This is a genomic window from Streptomyces sp. NPDC090798 (assembly GCF_044768965.1).
Classification (GTDB): Bacteria; Actinomycetota; Actinomycetes; order Streptomycetales; family Streptomycetaceae; genus Streptomyces.
Map to the genome: position 1 here is coordinate 1 of NZ_JBIVXA010000045.1, position 18,142 is coordinate 18,142.

General features: G+C 67.6%; 18 protein-coding genes and 3 pseudogenes. 12 read left to right on the plus strand and 9 right to left on the minus strand.

What is annotated here, in order from left to right; genetic code table 11:
- Positions 1 to 255: 255 nt before the first annotated feature.
- From ACIQTP_RS46280 to ACIQTP_RS46295, 4 genes and pseudogenes are all read left to right on the plus strand, one after another.
- Positions 256 to 564, plus strand: a pseudogene (locus tag ACIQTP_RS46280) (transposase family protein); the annotation flags it as partial.
- Between the two features lie 133 nt (positions 565 to 697).
- Entirely contained in the window at positions 698 to 952 is a 255-nt protein-coding gene (locus ACIQTP_RS46285; RefSeq protein WP_403412088.1) for a transposase family protein, read from the plus strand.
- A gap of 521 nt (positions 953 to 1,473) precedes the next feature.
- The gene (locus ACIQTP_RS46290; protein ID WP_403412091.1) at positions 1,474 to 2,205 is read left to right on the plus strand and encodes a dienelactone hydrolase family protein; all 732 of its coding nucleotides are present in this window, start codon (positions 1,474 to 1,476) and stop codon (positions 2,203 to 2,205) included.
- 356 nt (positions 2,206 to 2,561) lie between these two features.
- The gene (locus ACIQTP_RS46295; RefSeq protein ID WP_403412163.1) at positions 2,562 to 3,062 is read left to right on the plus strand and encodes a GNAT family N-acetyltransferase; all 501 of its coding nucleotides are present in this window, start codon (positions 2,562 to 2,564) and stop codon (positions 3,060 to 3,062) included.
- Between the two features lie 38 nt (positions 3,063 to 3,100).
- Here ACIQTP_RS46295 and ACIQTP_RS46300 read toward each other — a convergent pair whose 3' ends face one another.
- Positions 3,101 to 3,568 (minus strand): hypothetical protein, encoded by a 468-nt coding sequence (locus tag ACIQTP_RS46300; protein ID WP_403412093.1) that lies wholly within the window; start codon positions 3,566 to 3,568, stop codon positions 3,101 to 3,103.
- A 181-nt stretch (positions 3,569 to 3,749) separates the two neighbouring features.
- Between ACIQTP_RS46300 and ACIQTP_RS46305 the strand changes: the two genes are divergently transcribed.
- Positions 3,750 to 4,280, plus strand: a complete 531-nt coding sequence (locus ACIQTP_RS46305; RefSeq protein WP_403412096.1) for a GNAT family N-acetyltransferase — start codon at positions 3,750 to 3,752, stop codon at positions 4,278 to 4,280.
- A gap of 215 nt (positions 4,281 to 4,495) precedes the next feature.
- On the plus strand, positions 4,496 to 5,332 hold the full coding sequence (locus tag ACIQTP_RS46310) for a transposase family protein (protein WP_403412099.1): 837 nt from the start codon (positions 4,496 to 4,498) through the stop codon (positions 5,330 to 5,332).
- Between the two features lie 193 nt (positions 5,333 to 5,525).
- Here the strand turns inward: ACIQTP_RS46310 and ACIQTP_RS46315 are convergent, their stop codons facing one another.
- Positions 5,526 to 6,092: a transposase gene (locus ACIQTP_RS46315; protein WP_403412102.1), complete on the minus strand. Its 567-nt coding sequence runs from the start codon at positions 6,090 to 6,092 to the stop codon at positions 5,526 to 5,528.
- A 270-nt stretch (positions 6,093 to 6,362) separates the two neighbouring features.
- Here ACIQTP_RS46315 and ACIQTP_RS46320 point away from each other — a divergent pair, with 270 nt between their 5' ends.
- On the plus strand, positions 6,363 to 6,851 hold the full coding sequence (locus ACIQTP_RS46320) for a GNAT family N-acetyltransferase (protein ID WP_383671102.1): 489 nt from the start codon (positions 6,363 to 6,365) through the stop codon (positions 6,849 to 6,851).
- A gap of 303 nt (positions 6,852 to 7,154) precedes the next feature.
- Complete coding sequence (locus ACIQTP_RS46325; RefSeq protein ID WP_403412166.1) at positions 7,155 to 7,865, plus strand: transposase family protein; 711 nt, start codon at positions 7,155 to 7,157, stop codon at positions 7,863 to 7,865.
- 238 nt (positions 7,866 to 8,103) lie between these two features.
- Here the strand turns inward: ACIQTP_RS46325 and ACIQTP_RS46330 are convergent.
- Positions 8,104 to 8,916 (minus strand): annotated as a pseudogene (locus tag ACIQTP_RS46330) (redoxin domain-containing protein); the annotation flags it as partial.
- Positions 8,917 to 9,119: 203 nt separating this feature from the next.
- Between ACIQTP_RS46330 and ACIQTP_RS46335 the strand changes: the two are divergent.
- A complete protein-coding gene (locus ACIQTP_RS46335; protein ID WP_403412105.1) occupies positions 9,120 to 9,488 on the plus strand; it encodes a VOC family protein in 369 nt (122 codons plus the stop codon).
- Positions 9,489 to 9,609: 121 nt separating this feature from the next.
- On the opposite strand, the gene ACIQTP_RS46340 is transcribed toward ACIQTP_RS46335, so the two are convergent.
- The 3 genes and pseudogenes from ACIQTP_RS46340 to ACIQTP_RS46350 all read right to left on the minus strand — a co-directional run bounded on the left by ACIQTP_RS46340 (position 9,610) and on the right by ACIQTP_RS46350 (position 12,649).
- Entirely contained in the window at positions 9,610 to 10,374 is a 765-nt protein-coding gene (locus ACIQTP_RS46340) for a transposase family protein (RefSeq protein ID WP_403412108.1), read from the minus strand.
- Positions 10,375 to 10,744: 370 nt separating this feature from the next.
- Positions 10,745 to 10,888 carry a hypothetical protein gene (locus tag ACIQTP_RS46345; RefSeq protein ID WP_403412111.1) on the minus strand — a complete coding sequence of 48 codons (144 nt, stop codon included), beginning with the start codon at positions 10,886 to 10,888 and terminating at the stop codon, positions 10,745 to 10,747.
- Positions 10,889 to 11,213: 325 nt separating this feature from the next.
- Positions 11,214 to 12,649 (minus strand): annotated as a pseudogene (locus ACIQTP_RS46350) (NF041680 family putative transposase).
- A gap of 210 nt (positions 12,650 to 12,859) precedes the next feature.
- Here ACIQTP_RS46350 and ACIQTP_RS46355 point away from each other — a divergent pair.
- The 3 genes from ACIQTP_RS46355 to ACIQTP_RS46365 all read left to right on the plus strand — a co-directional run bounded on the left by ACIQTP_RS46355 (position 12,860) and on the right by ACIQTP_RS46365 (position 15,568).
- Complete coding sequence (locus ACIQTP_RS46355) at positions 12,860 to 13,255, plus strand: hypothetical protein (protein WP_403412114.1); 396 nt, start codon at positions 12,860 to 12,862, stop codon at positions 13,253 to 13,255.
- Positions 13,256 to 13,624: 369 nt separating this feature from the next.
- A complete protein-coding gene (locus ACIQTP_RS46360) occupies positions 13,625 to 14,812 on the plus strand; it encodes a serine hydrolase domain-containing protein (protein ID WP_403412117.1) in 1,188 nt (395 codons plus the stop codon).
- Positions 14,813 to 15,256: 444 nt separating this feature from the next.
- Complete coding sequence (locus ACIQTP_RS46365; protein ID WP_403412120.1) at positions 15,257 to 15,568, plus strand: hypothetical protein; 312 nt, start codon at positions 15,257 to 15,259, stop codon at positions 15,566 to 15,568.
- Positions 15,569 to 15,731: 163 nt separating this feature from the next.
- On the opposite strand, the gene ACIQTP_RS46370 is transcribed toward ACIQTP_RS46365, so the two are convergent.
- From ACIQTP_RS46370 to ACIQTP_RS46380, 3 genes are all read right to left on the minus strand, one after another.
- Positions 15,732 to 15,914, minus strand: a complete 183-nt coding sequence (locus ACIQTP_RS46370; RefSeq protein WP_403412123.1) for a NucA/NucB deoxyribonuclease domain-containing protein — start codon at positions 15,912 to 15,914, stop codon at positions 15,732 to 15,734.
- Between the two features lie 7 nt (positions 15,915 to 15,921).
- Complete coding sequence (gene gap, locus ACIQTP_RS46375) at positions 15,922 to 16,920, minus strand: type I glyceraldehyde-3-phosphate dehydrogenase (RefSeq protein ID WP_403412125.1); 999 nt, start codon at positions 16,918 to 16,920, stop codon at positions 15,922 to 15,924.
- Positions 16,921 to 17,031: 111 nt separating this feature from the next.
- Positions 17,032 to 17,988 (minus strand): GlxA family transcriptional regulator, encoded by a 957-nt coding sequence (locus ACIQTP_RS46380; protein ID WP_403412127.1) that lies wholly within the window; start codon positions 17,986 to 17,988, stop codon positions 17,032 to 17,034.
- Positions 17,989 to 18,142: the final 154 nt, after the last annotated feature.

Below are 18,142 nucleotides of genomic sequence, written 5' to 3' on the forward strand. Positions count from 1 at the left end.
CCACAACCCACCACCACACACAACCAGCAACCACCCCAAACCAAACCAGCTAGTCCGTATATTCACAACCCCAAAACCCCACCACCCCCCAACCCGACACCGCCTATGCGGAAGCCAGCAGCTGGTCCCACAGGTACGACCGGGCAGGCACAACCGGCGAGTGCACCTGATCGACACCAGCGACATCGACGTCTAGCGACCTCGTGCACGGTTGGCCGTGGCTTGGTGCTCGGGTGGCTCGTTGAACTGGGCATGATGGAGGCTGGAGCACGTGAGTTGATCGTCGCGGAGTGCCGAATCACGGAACTGTCGCCGACGGTGATCGCTGAACTCGTGGCTGACGTAGGGCCGTTGTGGCACGAACGGCATCAGGCACTCCTGACGGCTCGGCCGCGGCGACGGGCTGTAGGAGTCGGGGCGAAGCACAGGTTCGTCTTCGTCGACCGACTGCTGGCCACCTTGGAGAGTCTGCGGCATGGGACTCCTCATGACGTGCTGGCCTGCTGGTTCGGTGTGGACCGCTCCACCATCACGCGCGCCATCGGCGAGGTGCGGCCCCTGCTCGCGCAGCGGCGATGCACCGTCGCGCCGGACGTCCGGCTGTTTACTCTATGCAGCCCGGTTCGGCCGAGCAGTTGGCCGACATCACCCCGGCCCGGCAGCCGGGACTGCCCAACTCCTGGCCGACGGCTCCGGCATGGAGATCCTCGCGGATGCCGGCTACCAGGGCATGGGAGCGCAGACGGGCGGACGCGTGGTGACGCCACCCCATCGCAAGTCCAAGAAGAACGCTCCCGCCTGGTACGAGGAGCGGCCCGAGCAGCAACGCAAGGCGCACTCCTCCCGGCGCATCCGCGTCGAGCACGGCATAGCACACCTGAAGAACTGGCGGGCTCTCGTCGGTCAAGATGGCGGGCTCTCGCCCGCCATCTTGACCGACGCGAACACATGAGTGACATCGTCCAAGCCGTCGTCGGGCTGCTCTCACACCAGCAGACCGCCACCCTCAGCCACGCCCTTCGAACGTGACCACCGACAACGCCCCACACCTCGCCATGCCACAGCCAACCGTGCACGAGGTCGTTAAGCGTCGTCTCGGAATGAGGGCCGCGTTTCGTGGCCCCGGGCATACCGGTGACGCCCCGCCACCGCTCCCCAAGATCTGTGCCAGAACCGAGATACGACAGCGCCCCCAGTGCGCCTCGCCGTCAGGGCCTCGCCTCGGGAAGCCACGACGAGGCCCCAAGTAGCTCTGCGTAGGTTGCCGACTCCTTTGGCGTCCGGCCAGGGAACCCGGCGCAAAAACCCGTTTGGTGGACCACCGCGACCACTGCTACTTTTCCGGAGGCCGTGCGAGAGAACGAGGAGGTGGTACCCGTGAACGTATTCACATGGGTGCTCTCCTCTGGGGTCACGGTCGGACGATAGGTCGTCCGGGAGCGCCGTTTCTGAGCACTCCCGAAAGGCATGACCATGCACTTCACTTCTGAACGGCGTCTCGACGACGGTGTCCTCGAGCGCGAATTCACCCTCGGCGAGATCCCCGGCATCCTGTGGACGCCCGGAACCGCATCCGCACCGGCGCCGCTGATCCTGCTCGGCCACCCCGGCGGACTGCACAAGATGTACCCCCGACTGGCGGCCCGGGCCAGGCACTCCGCGGCGGAGGGCTTCGCCGCGGCCACCATCGAGCTCCCCGGAAGCGGTGACCGGCCCCGTTCCGCCGCCGCCGAGCAGGCCCGCGCCGACATGCGCCGGGCGCTGGAGGCCGGCGAGCCGGTCGACGAGGAGATCGTGGACCGGCTCGTTCTCCCCCTGGTCGAAAAGGCGGTCCCGGAATGGCAGGCCGCCCTGGACGCCCTCCTTTCGCTGCCGGAGATCGGCGGCCCGGTCGGGTACTCGGGGGGAGTGATCGCCATCGGGACCCGACTGGCGGTGGTCGAGCCGCGCATCTCGGCCGCCGTTCTGTTCGCCGGGAGTTTCGTCCCTCGCGCCATGTTCGAGGAGGCCCGCCAGGTCACCATTCCGCTGCACGTCCTGCTGCAGTGGGACGACGAAGGGAATGACCGGCAGGCGGCCCTGGACCTGTTCGACGCCTTCGGCTCCAAGGAGAAGACGCTGCACGCCAACATGGGCGGGCACACCGGCGTCCCGCAGTTCGCGGGGGACGCCGCGGCCCAGTTCTTCGCCCGGCATCTGAGCTAGCCGCAGCCCGGCCCCGCCTCCGGGCCAGTAGACGGTAGGCGGTGCCGGCCAGGGTGCTGCCATCAATGGCAGGTCCCGGCGCTCCTCTGCTGTTAATGCCGCGGGCCCCTGCCAACTCGGCAGGGGCCCGTGCTACCCGAAGCCATGAAGAGTTCGATTTATGCACCCGCCGCTCACGCAAGGCCGACTCACGGACGGCCTGCCACTTGGGGGCGAGTTCCTCGAGCAAACTCGCCGAAATATACGCGGGAGACCCTGGACAGGGCAGGGTGGGAACAGGCCGTACGGTCCCAGGAGTGCGTCACAGTTTGCCCAACCAGTGCGGCCCTTTGCCTGAAACGGCCAGGGCGACTGCCATGATCGTCATCATGGGGATACACATCGCACCGGCCGGGGTGGCCGACTTCCACCAGGTCCTGACTGATCACCCCCGTTACTGGGGGGAACGCGACCTTCGGTCGCTGCACCTTCTGGCGCTGGTGCAGGAGTTCGGTTCCACCTGCCTGGTTGCCCGAGCCGAGGACGGAATCCGTGGGTACATCTTCGGGTTCGTCACCCCGGACGGCACCGGGTACGTGCATCTGATCGCCACGCGGGACGACGCCCGTGGCACCGGTCTCGGGCGTCGTCTGTATACGGCGTTCGCTGAAGCAGCGGAACGTCACGGCGCACGGCAGTTGAAGGCGATCACATCAATTGAGAACACCGGCTCAATCGCCTTCCATCGCAGCCTCGGCTTCGACACGAAGACCGTCGACGACTACAACGGCCCCAGCCTGGCCATGGCCGTCTTCCACCGAGATCTGCCGCTCAACCTGTCGTCAAATTCCCGTCTGCCCCGCGACGACAGGACCTAAGGGCTGTCCCGTAAATGACCTTCGAGGCCCGCAGCGGGCTATCCCATGACCGCTCGGGCCGCGTCGAGAAAGGCCAGTCTGTTGTCCTCCAGGTAGTCGCGCACGCTCTCACCGTCGGGCAAGCCTTCCCACACGGTCCGGTTGAGGTCGAGGAAGTACTTGCGTGCCGCGTCGTGCACGGGCAGCGGAAACTGGATACGGATCAGCCGTTCCGCGACCCAGAGTCTGTTCATGGAGTCTCGGGTCGTGAGGAACCAAGGGGTCGTGTCGTCCCACTCGTGCGGCCGGCTGAAGGCCGCGCGCTCCGCCTCGGCCCCCACCTCGACGAACCGCTCCAGCAGCGTAAGCCGCTCCGCACGCCGGGCCTCCGACAACTCGGTCTGCTGCCGCCGCTGCTCCGTCCGCTCAGCCGACCGCTGCGTCGCAAACTGGACGAGGAAGGACAGCGCGCCACCGAGCGCGACGCCGCCCAACGATATGAGTGACACCCAAACTTGACCAGACATGGTGGCTATCGTTCCACGCTGTCGATCTTTAACGGCTCGGTCCGCGATTGATGGGGGGAGTCTCGGGGGGCAGCTGATCTGGGGTGTGCGAGGACCGTTGACCAGCCCGGGGGTGTGATGGGCGGTGCTCGGTCGGGATATTCGATGGTCGCCGCTTGTTAATGGTGGTCATACTGCCGCGATGGATCCAGTGACGCTTGAGACCGACCGTCTGGTGCTGCGGGCCTTCGCACCTGCCGACGCGGATGCGGTGTACGAAGCCTGCCAGGACGAGGACATCCAGTTCTACACCCCGGTGCCGGTGCCGTACCGGCGTGCGGACGCGGAGAAGCTCGTCGACGAGAAGCTGCCCGCTCAGTGGGCCGAGGACAGGGACTACACCCTCGGCGCGTTCCGCAAGGACACCGGCGCCCTGGTCGGCTCGTACTGCCTGACCCTCGTCAGCCGCGGCGTCTGGGAGCTCGGTTACTGGGCGGTCAAGGAACAGCGCGGACGCGGGTACTCGGTGGAGGCCGCTCGGGCCCTGTGTGACTGGGGCTGGGACACCATCGACGTCCACCGCATCGAGTGGTGGGCCATGGCCGGGAACACCGGCTCGCGTGCCGTCGCCGAGAAACTCGGCTTCGCCGTCGAAGGGACGCTGCGCAATCGCGGCATCGCCAACGATGGCAAGCCGCACGACTGGTGGGTGGGCGGACTGCTGAGGCCCTGATGCTCGGTCCGGTGCTTGGCCGGCCGTGTTTGCTCTTCTGCAGGGAAGTTCCCAGCTCGGACAGTTCCCGCAGAAGAGCCACACCATTGATCATCGGCAGGCAGCCGTGACGGGGCAGTGGCCGCACGGGTTCTTCGAGTGTGACCAAGAAGTGGGCCCGTGCGGCCTTGACCCATCCTGCCTTCTGCGGCGTCTCGCGTGCACATCTCGGCTCCTTGATCGAAGAGTTGGCCGATCTGTGGCTCGCCCGGTGCGAGTCGGAGCTTCGTGAGCGGCGCGGTGCCGAGCGGCAGCGGGAGGCCGGTGCCGGCCCGAAGCACGACCTGGTCTTCACCGACCGCCTGCTCGTCACCCTGGTCCACCTACGCACCGGGCTCCCGCACGCCGCGCTCGCCGAGCTGTACAGCGTCGCCCGCTCCACGATCTCCCGCGCCATCGGGGAGATTCGCCCGTTGCTGGCCGTGCGTGGCTTCGCAGTCCCCGTCGACTCCGGCGTACGACTTCGGACCCTGGCGGACGTGTTCGCCTACGCCGAGGCCGCGGGGATCCGGTTGCGGGTCGATGGTGCCGAGACCCAGGTTCGCCGCCCGAAGGCAGGCAGGCCCGGACGGCGGGCTTTTGTCTCCGGCAAGAAGAAGCAGAACACCATCAAGACCACCACCATCAGCGACGGCCAGGGCCGCCTGCTGTGGTCGGGTGCGGACCGTCCGGGCCGTACACACGACCAGACCGCGACGCGCACCGAGGGTATCGCCGAGCAGTTCCGGCTCCACTCGAAGGTGGCGGCCGAGGTCGACGAGGGCTACCGAGGGCTGGCCAACGAGTTCCCCGGCCAGATCAGCGCCCCGCCGAAGAAGCCGAAGGGCGACGCGCCGCTCGGCGAGGAGTACGCCTGGCGGGAGATGCGTCGACGGCAGTCCTCGGAGCGGATCTGCGTCGAGCACGCCAACGCCGAATTGCGGCAGTGGCGCCCGCTCCAGCGCTACACCGGCTCACGCGAGGACTATGCCGCGACCCACCAGGCGATCGCTTCATTGGTTTCGGACCGTTAGGCTCGCCGACCTATCCGCCGCAAGCCGAGCACCGAGCTCGTGCCCGCCCGGCAGGCCGCCTACTGATCAACCACCAGCCGACCCGCCAGGCCAGCACGCCCAAACCTCAATCGCGGACCACGTCGTAAATGCCGCCTCTCAGATGATCTTTGAGTCGCTGCGGACATGGTCAGTCGCTGGGCAGTTTGCTCGTCTATCCAGTGAGGGTGAGGTTGTGCAGGCGGGCGATGCCGAGCATGGCGTGGTGGACGCCGTCGCCCTTGAGGCGGCAGTCGCGCAGGATCTTCCAGTTGTTCATGCGGGCGAAGGCGTGCTCGACGCGAGCCCGGACCCGCTTGTGCGAGCGGTTGTGTTCCTGCTTCCAGTCGGGGAGTTCCTCACCGGCCCGGCGGCGGTGCGGCATCACGAGGCCGGTTCCCGGATAACCGCCGTCGGCGATCGTCACGGTCTTCCCGACAGCGGTCTTGGCCCCGGATTTCTCCCACGCCCGGCAGTCGTTGCGATTACCTGGCAGGAGCTGGCCGACCACGACGATCAGACGGTGTCGGTATCGATGACGAGCTGGTGGTTGGTGGAGTACCTGTAGTTCTTGGACCGGCGATCGTGTGGTCGCGGTGGGGACCAGGGTGCCGTCCACGATGAGCACCGTGTCTTTCGCGAAGCGACGCCTGGGCTGGAGCGCGAGGAGCGGGCCGAGTTGGTCGATGATCCGGTCGGCCGCCGACTTCGAGACTCCGAACAGCGGGGCAATCTGGCGCATCGTCAACTTCTCGAAGCATCGTGGGCTCATCCCGGTGAACGGGGCTATCCAGGACGGCTCCGCCGCCGTGATCACACCAGACACAGCAAGATCATCTCAACTGCTGGCCATTCGCGGTGGCCTCTCGCGGCTGGCTTCGTTCGCTTTCAGTAGCAGCGTTCGTCTGATTGCTTGAGCAGCGGTGGCCCGTGCGCCAGGAGTGTGGGTAGAGGAAACGGCTTTGCGCCTTGTGTGATCGGCATGGATGCTGGCTCGCCGGAGGTACTGAAGATGATCAACGTTGTGTTGAAGCTGTCAGCCCGTGATTTGGTGCATGCGGACCTGGCGTCGTGCGGGTGGGCAGGGTCTGACCGCCACCTGGCCGGCGTCGCAAAGCAGTTGGAACGTGCCCGGATCGGCGAGGTCGACTATCTTGCGGTCTGCCCTGCAACGGACATCCCTGTGGCGAAAGGCGGCGTCGACTACCAGGCCAAGGAGGGTGTCGGCACTTTGTGGCAGCTGGCAGTCCACCCCGCATTGCAGTCGTGCGGGATCGGCACGTTCCTTGTTGAAGCCGCAGAACTGCGGATCAGGAACCGCGGCCTGCGGCAGGCCGAGCTCGGTGTGGAGGAAAGCAACCCCCGGGCACGTGCGCTATACGAAAGGCTGGGTTACGTCGCGTACGACCGTCAGCCGGACTCGTGGGACGAGCAAGCCCCTGATGGATCGTTGCGCCGCTACGAAACGATGTGCACGTTGATGCGGAAGGAACTCACGTAGCCTCAGTCACCTTCGCGGGATCTGTCAGCGGACGCGTCGTCCTTCGCCCTGCCCGTGCATGCCGAGGCACGTGCGTGCTCGATGGATCCAACCGGACCCTGTGGGGCAGCTCGCCCGACGGTGAGAGTGTGCGGGACGTGGCGACGCAGCCCGAGCGGTCACGAGATAGCCCACCACTGACCCCAACGATCTTTTACGGGACAAGCCTTAAAGCATGTTGCAGAAGGCCGTGATCAGGGCATTTCTCTTGTATGCGTGGGGACGGCTGATCCGTTGTGGGTGGAGACGTTCACGGGGCTGCCGATGAAGCAGTTCGAGCGGTTGTTGAAGGTGGTGCGGGAGAGGGGTGGCGGCGGGCCGCGCATCGGGAGGCCGTGGTGTCTGCCGCTTGCCGACCGGGTGCTGCTGGTGGCTGTCCACTACCGCACGAACCTCACCATGCGGCAGCTCGCGCCGCTCTTCGGGGTCTCGCCTGCCACGGTGTGCAGGGTCATCCAGCAGCTGCGGCCCCTCCTGGCACTCGAGCCCGCACGGCCCGTCGATGCCGCAGACCGGCTGCGGATCGTGGACGGCACGCTGGTCCCGGTCCGCGACCGCAAGGTCGGCGCCTCGAGCCGCAACTACCGGTTCTCCGCGAACGTGCAGGTCATCATCGACGCCGACACCCGCCTGGTCGTAGCCACCGCCCGCCCGGCCCCGGGCGACAGGGCCGACGCCCATGTATGGCGCGACTCCGGCCTGCCGCAGCAGTGCCAGGGCGTCACCGTGCTCGGCGACGGCGCCTACATCAACACCGGCCTGGTCGTCCCGCACCGCAAACGACCCGGCCGGGCCCTCCTGGCCGGCGAGGAAGCCGACAACGCGGAGCATCGCCGGGTCCGTGCGCGGGTCGAGCATGCGATCGGCCGGCTGAAGAACTACAAGATCCTCCGCGATTGCCGACAGCACGGCGACGGCCTCCACCACGTAGTCCAAGCTCTCGCCCCCATGCACAACCTCGCCCTGGCCACCTGATCAGAACAGCCATGATCACCCTCTGGCCTGCAAAAACACGGCCTTCTGCAACACCCTTTAGGCACATGTCCGCGTGAAGGGCCACGGATGACGGTGGCCCTTGCGCCTGTACTCGGTCGGGAACCTTACGCGGGGTTGTCACGCAGCCAGGCCAAGACCTGCTGGGCATGTTGGTTCGGCGGAAAATCGGATAGAACGCGTGTTCAATCACGTCGTCGTGAATGACAAGGGTCAGCCGCTTGAATAGCGTCAGCCCGTTGACTTCGAACGTGGGCAAGCCAAGCGCTGAGGCCAAGCTCAGCGAGGGGTCGGAGAGCATCTCGAAGGGTAAGCGGAGCCGCTCGACGACCTCGTGCTGGTAGGCGGTGTCCTGACTGGACAGGCCGAAGAGTCGCAGCACGCCGGCCGCACGAAGATCCTGGTAGTGGTCGCGGAAGTCGCACGCTTGTGTGGTGCAGCCGCGCGCCCCGGGGATGGAGTTCCAGCCCTGCGGGAGGTCGGCATCCGAGCGGCGGCCCGTGAGCGGGTAGAGGTAGAGCACTGTCCGGCCGGTGCCGAGCGTATCGATGCGGATGGCGGTGCCCTCGGTGCTGGGCAGTTGCACGTGGGGCGTCTTCAGGCCGGGAAGTTGATCGGCCGCGCCGTCGTCTTCAGGGACGGGTAGGTTCGCAGGCAGCTGATACAAGTCGTTCATCAGGTGTTCTCCGTCGTCCGGGGGTGGGGTGTTGCTGTTGCGATGAGCGGCCGCTCGCAAGTGCGACACCAGAGTCGACCGGCGTGCGGTCAGGGCATTGATCCGCTCCGTCAGTTCGTCGATCGCCTCGCGGTAGCCGGCGAGGGAGGCCGGACAGTCGTCAGTGTGCTGCTGCCCTGCCGCCAGGCATTCCAGGAACGGCCGAGTGCGCTGGACGGGGATGCCGAGGCGGCTGAGTGCCCGGATCTCGTGCACCAGGCGCACGTCGTCCTCGTCGTACTGCCTGTATCCGTTGGCCTGTCGAACGGGAGTGATCAGCCTCAGCGATTCGTAATAGCGCACCGCTTTGGTCGTCACCCCGGCTCGACGTGCCAGTTCACTGAGGCTGCGCCATCTTGAAGTGGCTGGTCAGCGGGGTGGCGTGACCTCGTTTCGGGGTGCTCGTGCTGGTCGTGGGCGGCAGTCTGTGTTGTAGATCGTCCGGCGGGGTGGTTTTGCCGATGAGTTCACCGCCCTCGAACGGTCTATCCAGCGACACGACCGTTCTCGACAGGAGTGCCATGTCCACCATCCAGCCAGTGATCATTACTGCCGACCAGGACGTTCTGCTCGGCTTCTATACGAAATTGTTCGGCGCTGAGGAGATCTTCCGGGTACCGGCGGAAGGCCCGGCTTTCTACCTCGGCTTGCGCATCGGCGACACCGACCTCGGGCTGGTGGCCAAGGCGAACCCGGGGACTGGGGCGGCGTCGCGGATCCTGCTCAGCATCGGTGTCGACGACGTCGACGAGGTGCTCGGCCGGGTGGAGGCGCTCGGCGGCTCGGTCCGCGGCGGCCCCAATGACATGCCGTGGGGACAGCGCGTCGCCCACATCCAGGACCCCGACGGCAATCCGGTGAACCTCACTCAGCCGATCCCGGCCCGGTGACGCCGCTGTTCCGGGTGCTTGTGCTGGTCGTGGGCTGCCTGCGGTATGGATCAATTGCCTGTAGTGGCCTCGATGTCCGTCAGGACGAGGCGCGCGAAGCAGGCGGGTGGCGCGGGCGGGGTCAGTGCGGAGCTCGGTGAGGATCCGCCAGTTCTTCACATGGTCGAAGCCGCGTTCGACCGGGGCGCGTCCGGCGGCCAGGATGCGGTTGGCCTCCCTTTCGGCGGGTGCGAGCTTGCGGGCGCGGGTGGCCGAAGCCGGTGACGACCACGGGGTCGCCCCCGTCGTCGTCCAGGCCGATAGAGCCCAGGTCGGCCAGGCCGCCGAGACCGGCAGCGCGCAGGTGGGCCAGGATATGGTCGCGGCGGGCGGCGGTGATGTCGTGGGTGCGACCGGGCCGGGCGGCCGATATCCACACCAGACAGCCCCGCTCGTCGGTCAGGGCAAGCACGTGCAGGCCGTGGCGGCGATGCTTGCCGGAGTAGTTCGGGCGGTTCGCCTTGCCGGTGCGGCGCTGGGTGGGGATCAGGGTGCCGTCGATCAGGACGACCTCCGCGCCCTGCTTGGCGATCTTCTTCAGGGCGCGGTCCAGACACGGGGTCCTCGCGTCGAGCAGCGCGATCAGCTCGTCCCGCCAGCGGCGCACGGTGGTGGCGGAGATGTCGTTGGCGCCGGCCATGTCGGCCAGGCGCTGGTCGTGCCGCAGCACGGCCAGGACGATCACCGCGATCCTCCCGGGCGGCAGCGCCCGCCACCTCGACCGTGTCGCTTTGAGATGGCGTCGCTTCAGGTCGGCGAGGTAGTGCAGGGTGTGCGTGGACAGCGGCAGGCGGCACTGGTAGACCACGGACACGGTGTCCCCGGCGTGCTCTTTGGTCTTCGTCACAAAATTCCAACAGCCGCCCGGGGCACCTCGGTTACGCCCCGATCGCCGCGCGGACCGGTCACGGGCGAGTGGTGAACTTCCCGTCGGGTCGTGTGTGCAGCCAGCCGCGGTCGGCCAGCCTCGTGAGCTTCCCGCGCGACGGCTCCGGCTTGCCCCGTACCCCGGTGTCCAAGCCCAGCACCTCGCCGATCCGCCGGGCGTGGAGACCGGGCCGGCGGCCTGCCGCACCGCGGTCAGGATGCGCTGGTACTCCGCTGGCAGTGCGCACTCAGCCACCCCGGCCCACGGTCCGGGACCAGCCGCACCGCCCGACCCGCCACCTGGACCACCGGCGACCCGGCCTCCGTGCGCTCGTCGGCGAGCTGCTCGCTCATCCGCTGCCACAACCGCTCGGCCACGGCCAGCTCATCGCGCCAGCTCGTACCTCCGACAGCTGCTTGACCAGCTGCTCTTCGAGTCCGTCCAGCTCCGCACGCCGCGCGGCGATCCGCTCCAACACCTCGGGATCCATCATGCGCCGGAGCGTAGGAGCGGCACCCGCGACGACGGACGGGAATCCGCAAACCCACCCCTGCCCAACGATCTACACCCCAGACTGCCGCCCACGACCAGCACGAGCACCCCGAAACGGCGTCACACCAGCACCCTGACCAGCCACTTCAAGATGGCGCAGCTTCACTGATCCTCATGCCGCTCATCTCCACGAACGTTAAACCTTGCCCTCAGGGGCAAGGTCAACGTAGCGATCCGCTGTCGCCCAGGAGATCCTGGTCCACACCGCAAGAACGACGAAGGCTTCGTTCCCCCTTAAGGAGGGGAAGGTCGGGTGAGCTTGTCTTTTATGGTCTGAGTCGGTTCCGTTCGATGATGCTCTCGGGTCGTTTCACGGTCTTGCCCACGTCGTAGCGGGTGGCAGGCCGCCGGTTCTTCGAGGCAACTGGCCTTCCATCGCCGGGAGTTGATGGTTTCGGCGCACGGGCCGGACAGTGAAGGTGCGGGCGGAGGTTCCGAAACCCACGGCGGACCCGGGCGGGCGTGAGCCGGCCGGGCTCGGCAGGCTTCTCACACGGCCGCCGCAAGTCGGCGGCTGCCCCGCGCAGAAGGCGGATCTGTGTGTGCGCGGCGATGATCAGCCAGGTCCAGCGCTCGCCGGCCCCAGGAGTCCGCAGCTTCGGACGGGTCCACCCGAGGGTCTGTTTCATCAGCCTGAAGAGGTGCTCGATGTCGAACCTCCTCAGGAACGCCTGCCAGCGCACGTCGACGTCCTCGCTGTTCAGGCCGGTGACAGACGACCAGAGCCAGAGCGGCAGTGGGTCGCCTCCGCCGGGCAGGCGGTCGACCTGGAGGCGGATCAGCGTGCCCTCGATGATGGGGAGTTCGCCGGTGTGGTCGATCCAGGCGGAGCGGTTGGTCAGGCGGGGGTGGAGCGGTCCCAGGCCATCGCGAGGGCGGTGCCGTATCGGTCGGTGACCTGCGTCGTGGCCGCGTCCGGCTCGCCCCAGGTCTCCGCTTTGGCGAAGCGGAACTCCTTGCCGTGCTTCGGCGGTCGCCCGCCCTGGGGATAGGACAGGGCGTACTCCTTGAGCGAAGGCGTCGGCCGTCGCATGACGCGGTCGGAGCGCATCCGACCCAGCACCTCGACCGGGAGGCCGGCCAGGAGGTGGGCCATGCGCGGGGCGTCGTAGCCGGCGTCGAAGACGATGAGGATGTCGCGGTCGCCGACGTGCCAGCCGCCCATCTCGATCAGGTCCGTGACCACACGGCGGACCTGGGTGGCGGTGATCTCGGCGACGTCGTCCTCGGGCCCAAGACGCACAGCGTCCAAGAGCTGGCACCCGGACGTCCGGCCCGATTCCAGGGCGGCGACGAACGAGTACGGCCAGCCAGGTACGAACTGGTCCGAGGACCGTCCGCTGCGGCCGTAGACATGGCAGAACAGACGCTCCGCGCTGGTCGGTGCGTCGGGGCGCAGCCAGTTGCTGACGTCCACCGCCAGGACCATACGCCCGTCGGCCGCCCGCGGCATCGACAGACCGGCCAGCACCTGCCGCAGCCGGGGCGCGTCGATGCTCCCGTTGTTTAACGCGTCGTACAGCGCGCCGTGCCCACGCCGGTGCTCGGCCACCAGCGCCAGATCCACCGGCGAGGTCACCGGACCGTCCGCGTACAGCAATGCGTCGACGAGATCGAACAGTTCGCCCCCGCGCGCGGTCAGACAGTCGAATAAGTCCTCCCGGAAGCGTGACGCTTGCGCGAACGCTTCCCCAGGTGGCATGAGGCAACAGACTCACCCTCACGGCCTTTGTCTCGATCGGTGCACCTTGGTCGGAGCACATGGTCAGACGAAGGCCGCTCCAGCGTCCGGCGAATCCCCGTCTGAGCGATCAAGTTCGGGGCCCCGTTCGAGGCCGACGTTCAAGGGCGAGCTAGGGTCGCCACTATGGGATGGGGGAACCGCCCGGCTTGGATCCGGTGCACGGCCGCGGTGTACGTGGTCGGGTTCCTGGAAGGAACGGGAGCGCACGGGTATTTTCTGGCGACGGACGGCCTAAATGCCTACAACTACGCACCGATATTCGTCCAACTGCTCTTCCACGTCCTCTTGCTGCTGGATCCGCTGGCCGCACTAATGATCATCCGTGCCCGCCCTGGTGGGCCGCTGTTCGCTGCCATGGTCATGCTCGCCGATGTGGTCGGCAACTGGAGCGTTGCGTACAGCGCGGTCATGGCGCATCCCACCGAGTTTCTTCGTCCGATAGGCCTGTTGCCGATCACGCTCTTCGGTATCTTCGTCCTGCTCACGGCGCTTCCGCTTCGCCGAGCGCTGACGTCCGGTGGTGACGTCGATGCCTGCGTTTCATCCCCGGCCGAAGCAGGATGACGCGCAGTGCGTACGCCCGGCCGGGCGTCCTCCCGTAGCTCAGACCATAAAAGACAAGCTGAGAAGCTGTGCCAGAACCGGGGATCTGTGACTCTCCGTGACTTGCGCCTGATACAGAGAAGATTGGGGCCAGCCCCTCGAACAATCCGGTGCTTGGCGGAGTAGGCCTGGACGTTCTCCAGGCTGTCGCGCTCAACGACAGTGCCTTCCGGCGCGCCCCGGCGGTCCCAACTGAATCGAAAACCGTCACACCGTGCCTGGTAAGTCGACGCCGGACCGGTGACGGCCCGCGCTGGGGGGGGTATCCCCCATGCCGATCCTGGGGCGTGCCGGATCGCCCTCCGCTGGGGGCAAAACTAGCGTCCAGCCATGACTTCGACTCTGCGAACGCACCTCGTCATGGCAGCCGGTGTCGCTACGCTGCTCGCCACAGGGGTGGCCGTCGCCCGGCCCGCCCGCCCCTCCCCTGTGGAGCAGTTACGCCAGGACACCGAGGCGATCCGGGCCCTCGGTATCAGCGGTGCGCAGGCCCGCGTGATCGGGCCTGATGGCCGGCAGTCGGTCGCCACCAGCGGTACCGCTGACCTGAAGACCGGCCGACCGGTCCCCGCCGACGGCTACTTCCGCATGGCCAGCACGTCCAAGACGCTGGTCGCCACCGTGGTCCTCCAGCTGGAGGATGAGAGTCGGCTGTCCCTGTACGACACGGTCGGCCACTGGCTGCCCGGAGTGGTGCGGGGCAACGGCAACGACGGCAGCCGGATCTCCATCCGTCAACTGCTCCAGCACACCAGCGGCATCCACGACGATCTGCCCGGATACACCACGCCCGAGGAGTACTACCAGCAGCGCGACGACGTCTACGGTTCCGAGCAGTTGGTGGCCCGTGCCATGGCCCATGCGCCGGACTTCCCGCCCGGCGAGGGCTGGGCGTACTCCAACACCGGCTACGTCCTGCTCGGCATGATCATCCAGAAGGCCACCGGTCACCCCGCCCACCAAGAGATCGAAAACCGTATCCTGCGCCCGCTCGGCCTCGACCAGACCCGGTGGATGGGCACCGCGCCCACCCTTCCCCGGCCGCACGCCCAGGCCTACCAGCTCTTCGGCCCCGATTCCCGGGAGGACGTCACCGACCAGATACCGGTGGACTACGAGAACCTTTCGTGGGTCACGACCACGCGGGACGAGAACCGCTTCCTCCGAGCGCTGCTCGCGGGCCGCCTGCTACCGGCACGGCAGCTGGCCAAGATGAAGCAGACCATCCCCGTGAGCGCGGAGGTCCAACAGCTGTGGCCCGCAGGCCGTTACGGGCTCGGACTGGTCGAACGGCCCCTGAGCTGCGGAGGAACCTACTGGAGCCATGAGGGTGGGGACGGCGGCTACATCACCCTCAACGGCGTCACCGACGACGGCAGGCGAAGCGCCGTGGTCTCCATGTCCGAGGCACGCGGTGACGCCCTGGAGCACATAATGGACCAGGAGAACGCGGCCAGCGCGCTGATCGACCACGCACTGTGCACCGGGGGCGGCCTGTCGGCCCCCAGCACCCCATGAGCGAAGTGCGTCGGCGCGGTGGCCGGTAGGTCCGCTTGAGGAGGCGCGCGCGGCCACTGCTCTCTCTCCCCGCATCGCGTACGCCCCGGCGTGAGGACCGCAGAAGGATAAGGAGGTTCGAGCGGCAGGTTCCGGCCTGCGCCGGACGACTCGCTGCTGCGGCTTGCGTTGCTTCCTGCCCCGTGACTTGGCCATACGAGGAACGCAGGGACGCTCTGTGGCCTGCAACAGAGCGAGAAATATGAAGTACGCCTACGGTCAACCCAGGATCCGCGCCGAACTCGCGCTGGCTGATCTCGCGGTCCGTGAGGCGAACGGCGACGGTGTCCTGCACGGCGCTCCAGAACCGTCCTGGAACGATGACGGCACCGTCTTCAACGGACACTGCATCCTGCTCCTACCCGACTCCGGCCGTCACGTCGACACCACCGTGGAGCATTCGCCATGGTCCGAGAACAGGGCGGAACCTGGTACCGGATCCTGCAGGCCGTCCATACCCAGGCCGACGCCGAGGGGCGGATCGACTGGAGCGGCAACTTTCTCACGCGCCCATCGGTCAGCCGGACGACCGACCGGACTCAGCCCGCCGCACCGCGCGGGGGAAGATGGGGATGGAATGACGGTAGGCGGGCCTGGAGCTTCCATGTGGAGTACATCGACGAGCGGCCGGACGAACGGGCGATGTGGAGGCGCTTCTACCGGCTGTGGCAGCTACATGAAGCGGAGCTGCGCCGGGAGCCGAAGGGCATCTCGTAGTCGTCGGTGAAGCCGATCAGGTAGCCGCCTTCGCCGAGGGCGACGGTGAACGAGGATGCGCGGACCAGCTTGGGGAGCCTCCTTGAACGGGGCAGGGTGCCCCCTCCCGAACGAGGCGGGAAGAGGCACCCGGTCTTGCGGGAATGCAGCGGTGCTCAGGCGATCACCTAGGAGGGTCGTGATCCATGACGTGCATCCGGCCGCGCCAGGCGGTGATGCGTCCGCCCCGGTCCTTGTTCTCGTTGACCTTGACCCAAATGACTTCCCGCTGGGCGGCAGGAAGGGCGGTGCCGCCCTCGTAGGCGGAAGCGAACGGGTACTCATCACACGAGATGCGGCCGGGCACGCTCCGGTCAGCGGGTGGCGATGAGCTCGAGTGTGTCGATCACTCGGTTCGAGAAGCCCCACTCATTGTCGTACCAGGCGACCACCTTCACGTGCCGCCCGTCGACCCGGGTGAGAGCCGAGTCGAAGATCGACGAGGCCGGATTGCCCGTGATGTCGGAGGACACGAGCGGGAAGTCCGAGTACTCGAGGATGCCGGCGAGCGGCCCATCCGCCGCGGCGCGGTACGCGGTCAGCACGTCGTCGCGCGTCACGTCACGAGTGACGGTCGTGTTGAGCTCGACAATCGAGCCCACCGGAACCGGCACACGGATCGAGTCGCCCGACAGCTTGCCGGCCAGGTTCGGCAGCACGAGGCCGATCGCCTTGGCGGCGCCCGTCGTGGTCGGCACGATGTTGACGGCGGCGGCTCGGGCGCGACGGGCATCGCGGTGCGGACCATCCAGCAGGTTCTGCTCCTGCGTGTAGGCGTGCACCGTCGTCATGAAGCCGTGCTCAATGCCGGCGAGCTCGTCGAGTACCGCGGCCAACGGTGCGAGCGCGTTGGTGGTGCACGAGGCGTTCGAGACGATCGTGTGCAAGGTCGGGTCGTACGTGTCGCTGTTGACCCCGAACGCCAGCGTGACATCAGCGCCCTCCGACGGCGCGCTGACCAGCACCTTCTTCGCGCCCGCATCGAGGTGGGCGCGCGCAGCCTCGGCCGACGTGAAGCGGCCGGTCGCCTCGAGGACGACGTCGACACCGAGTTCGGCCCACGGCAGCTGCGCCGGTTCACGCTCGGCGAGCACCTTGATGCGACGGCCGTCGACGACGAGAGCGTCCCCGTCGACGGTCACCGGGCGCCCGAGCCGGCCGGCCGTCGTGTCGTAGGCGAGCAGTCGCGCGAGGGTGGCGGGCTCCGTGAGGTCGTTGACGGCGACGATCTCGAGGGTGCTGTCGCGTTCGAGCAGTGCGCGCAGCACGTTGCGTCCGATGCGGCCGAATCCGTTGATGGCGATGCGAGTCATAAATGCTGTCCCTTCGGTTCGCCCCCAAGGCTCGCTCGCGACACCCCACCGGTGACAGTGGCGGGATCGCCACGGTTCAAAAGGATCGCGCCAGGTGCGCCGGTGGCGGGGCTACTGGCCCTGGCCGAAGGTGCGCCGGTACTCGCTCGGCGTGGTGCCGAGGATGCGCTGGAAGTGCAGCCGCAGATTCGCACCGGTGCCGAGACCGACGTCGGCGGCGATCTGCTCGACGCTGCGCTGCGAACGCTCGAGCAGCTCGCGGGCCATGTCGATGCGGGCTCGCATGACCCACTGCATCGGTGTGTACCCGGTCTCCGCTACGAAGCGCCGCGAGAACGTGCGCGGGGAGACCGCTGCCTGCCGCGCCAGTACCTCGAGGGTGAGGGGCTCGAAGAGCCGGTGCAGCGCCCACTCGCGGGTGTCGGCGAACCGCTCACCGAGCGGCTCAGGCACGCTGCGCGGCACATACTGCGCCTGACCGCCACTGCGGTAGGGGGCTGCGACCAATCGCCGGGCCGCGTGGTTCGACGCAGCCACCCCGAGGTCGCCGCGCAGAATGTGCAGGCACAGGTCGATGCCCGAGGCGGCGCCGGCCGACGTCAGCACGCTGCCCTCGTCGACGAACAGAACGTTCTCGTCGACCTGAACGAGCGGATGCCTCGCCATCAGCGCCCGTGTGTAGTGCCAGTGCGTCGTGGCACGCCTGCCGTCGAGCAGGCCCGTCGCGGCAAGCGCGAAGGCGCCCGTCGAGATGGCGGCGAGCCGCGCGCCCCGGTCGTGGGCAGCGATCAGCGCTTCGACGACGGCCTGCGGCGGATCGTCACGGTCCGGGAACCGATAGCCCGGGATGAAGACGATGTCGGCCCATACAAGTGCGTCAAGGCCGTGGGCGACGTGGTACGAAAGGCCGTCGCCACCGGTCACGAGACCAGGTGCCGCGCCGCACAGCCGTACCTCGTACGGCATGCTCGCGCGCGTTGTGAACACCTGCGCGGGGATTCCGACATCGAGCGGCTTCGCACCCTCGAGCACAAGAACGGCGACGCGACGCAGGCGAGAGACTGACACGGAGACAGGGTACGCAAGGGTGCGGACCCGATCAGGGGCAGAGCATCGGCAGCTCTGCTCCGTGCCGGCGGGCGACCGCCCCGCCACGCGCACTCCGACTGGGTTGACCGGAGGGTCGGAGAAGTCGGCGTCCGCCCGTCGATGAGACATCTGC

What these genes read in the sequence shown, in the direction of transcription:
- ACIQTP_RS46320 (WP_383671102.1), top strand. Translation starts at nt 6,363, where the DNA reads ATGATCAACGTTGTGTTGAAGCTGTCAGCCCGTGATTTGGTGCATGCG.
- ACIQTP_RS46300 (WP_403412093.1), bottom strand. Translation starts at nt 3,568, where the DNA reads ATGTCTGGTCAAGTTTGGGTGTCACTCATATCGTTGGGCGGCGTCGCG.
- ACIQTP_RS46345 (WP_403412111.1), bottom strand. Translation starts at nt 10,888, where the DNA reads ATGATGGATCCCGAGGTGTTGGAGCGGATCGCCGCGCGGCGTGCGGAG.
- ACIQTP_RS46285 (WP_403412088.1), top strand. Translation starts at nt 698, where the DNA reads ATGGAGATCCTCGCGGATGCCGGCTACCAGGGCATGGGAGCGCAGACG.
- ACIQTP_RS46365 (WP_403412120.1), top strand. Translation starts at nt 15,257, where the DNA reads ATGGTCCGAGAACAGGGCGGAACCTGGTACCGGATCCTGCAGGCCGTC.
- ACIQTP_RS46295 (WP_403412163.1), top strand. Translation starts at nt 2,562, where the DNA reads ATGATCGTCATCATGGGGATACACATCGCACCGGCCGGGGTGGCCGAC.
- ACIQTP_RS46305 (WP_403412096.1), top strand. Translation starts at nt 3,750, where the DNA reads ATGGATCCAGTGACGCTTGAGACCGACCGTCTGGTGCTGCGGGCCTTC.
- ACIQTP_RS46360 (WP_403412117.1), top strand. Translation starts at nt 13,625, where the DNA reads ATGACTTCGACTCTGCGAACGCACCTCGTCATGGCAGCCGGTGTCGCT.
- ACIQTP_RS46290 (WP_403412091.1), top strand. Translation starts at nt 1,474, where the DNA reads ATGCACTTCACTTCTGAACGGCGTCTCGACGACGGTGTCCTCGAGCGC.
- ACIQTP_RS46325 (WP_403412166.1), top strand. Translation starts at nt 7,155, where the DNA reads ATGAAGCAGTTCGAGCGGTTGTTGAAGGTGGTGCGGGAGAGGGGTGGC.
- gap (WP_403412125.1), bottom strand. Translation starts at nt 16,920, where the DNA reads ATGACTCGCATCGCCATCAACGGATTCGGCCGCATCGGACGCAACGTG.
- ACIQTP_RS46335 (WP_403412105.1), top strand. Translation starts at nt 9,120, where the DNA reads ATGTCCACCATCCAGCCAGTGATCATTACTGCCGACCAGGACGTTCTG.
- ACIQTP_RS46315 (WP_403412102.1), bottom strand. Translation starts at nt 6,092, where the DNA reads ATGCGCCAGATTGCCCCGCTGTTCGGAGTCTCGAAGTCGGCGGCCGAC.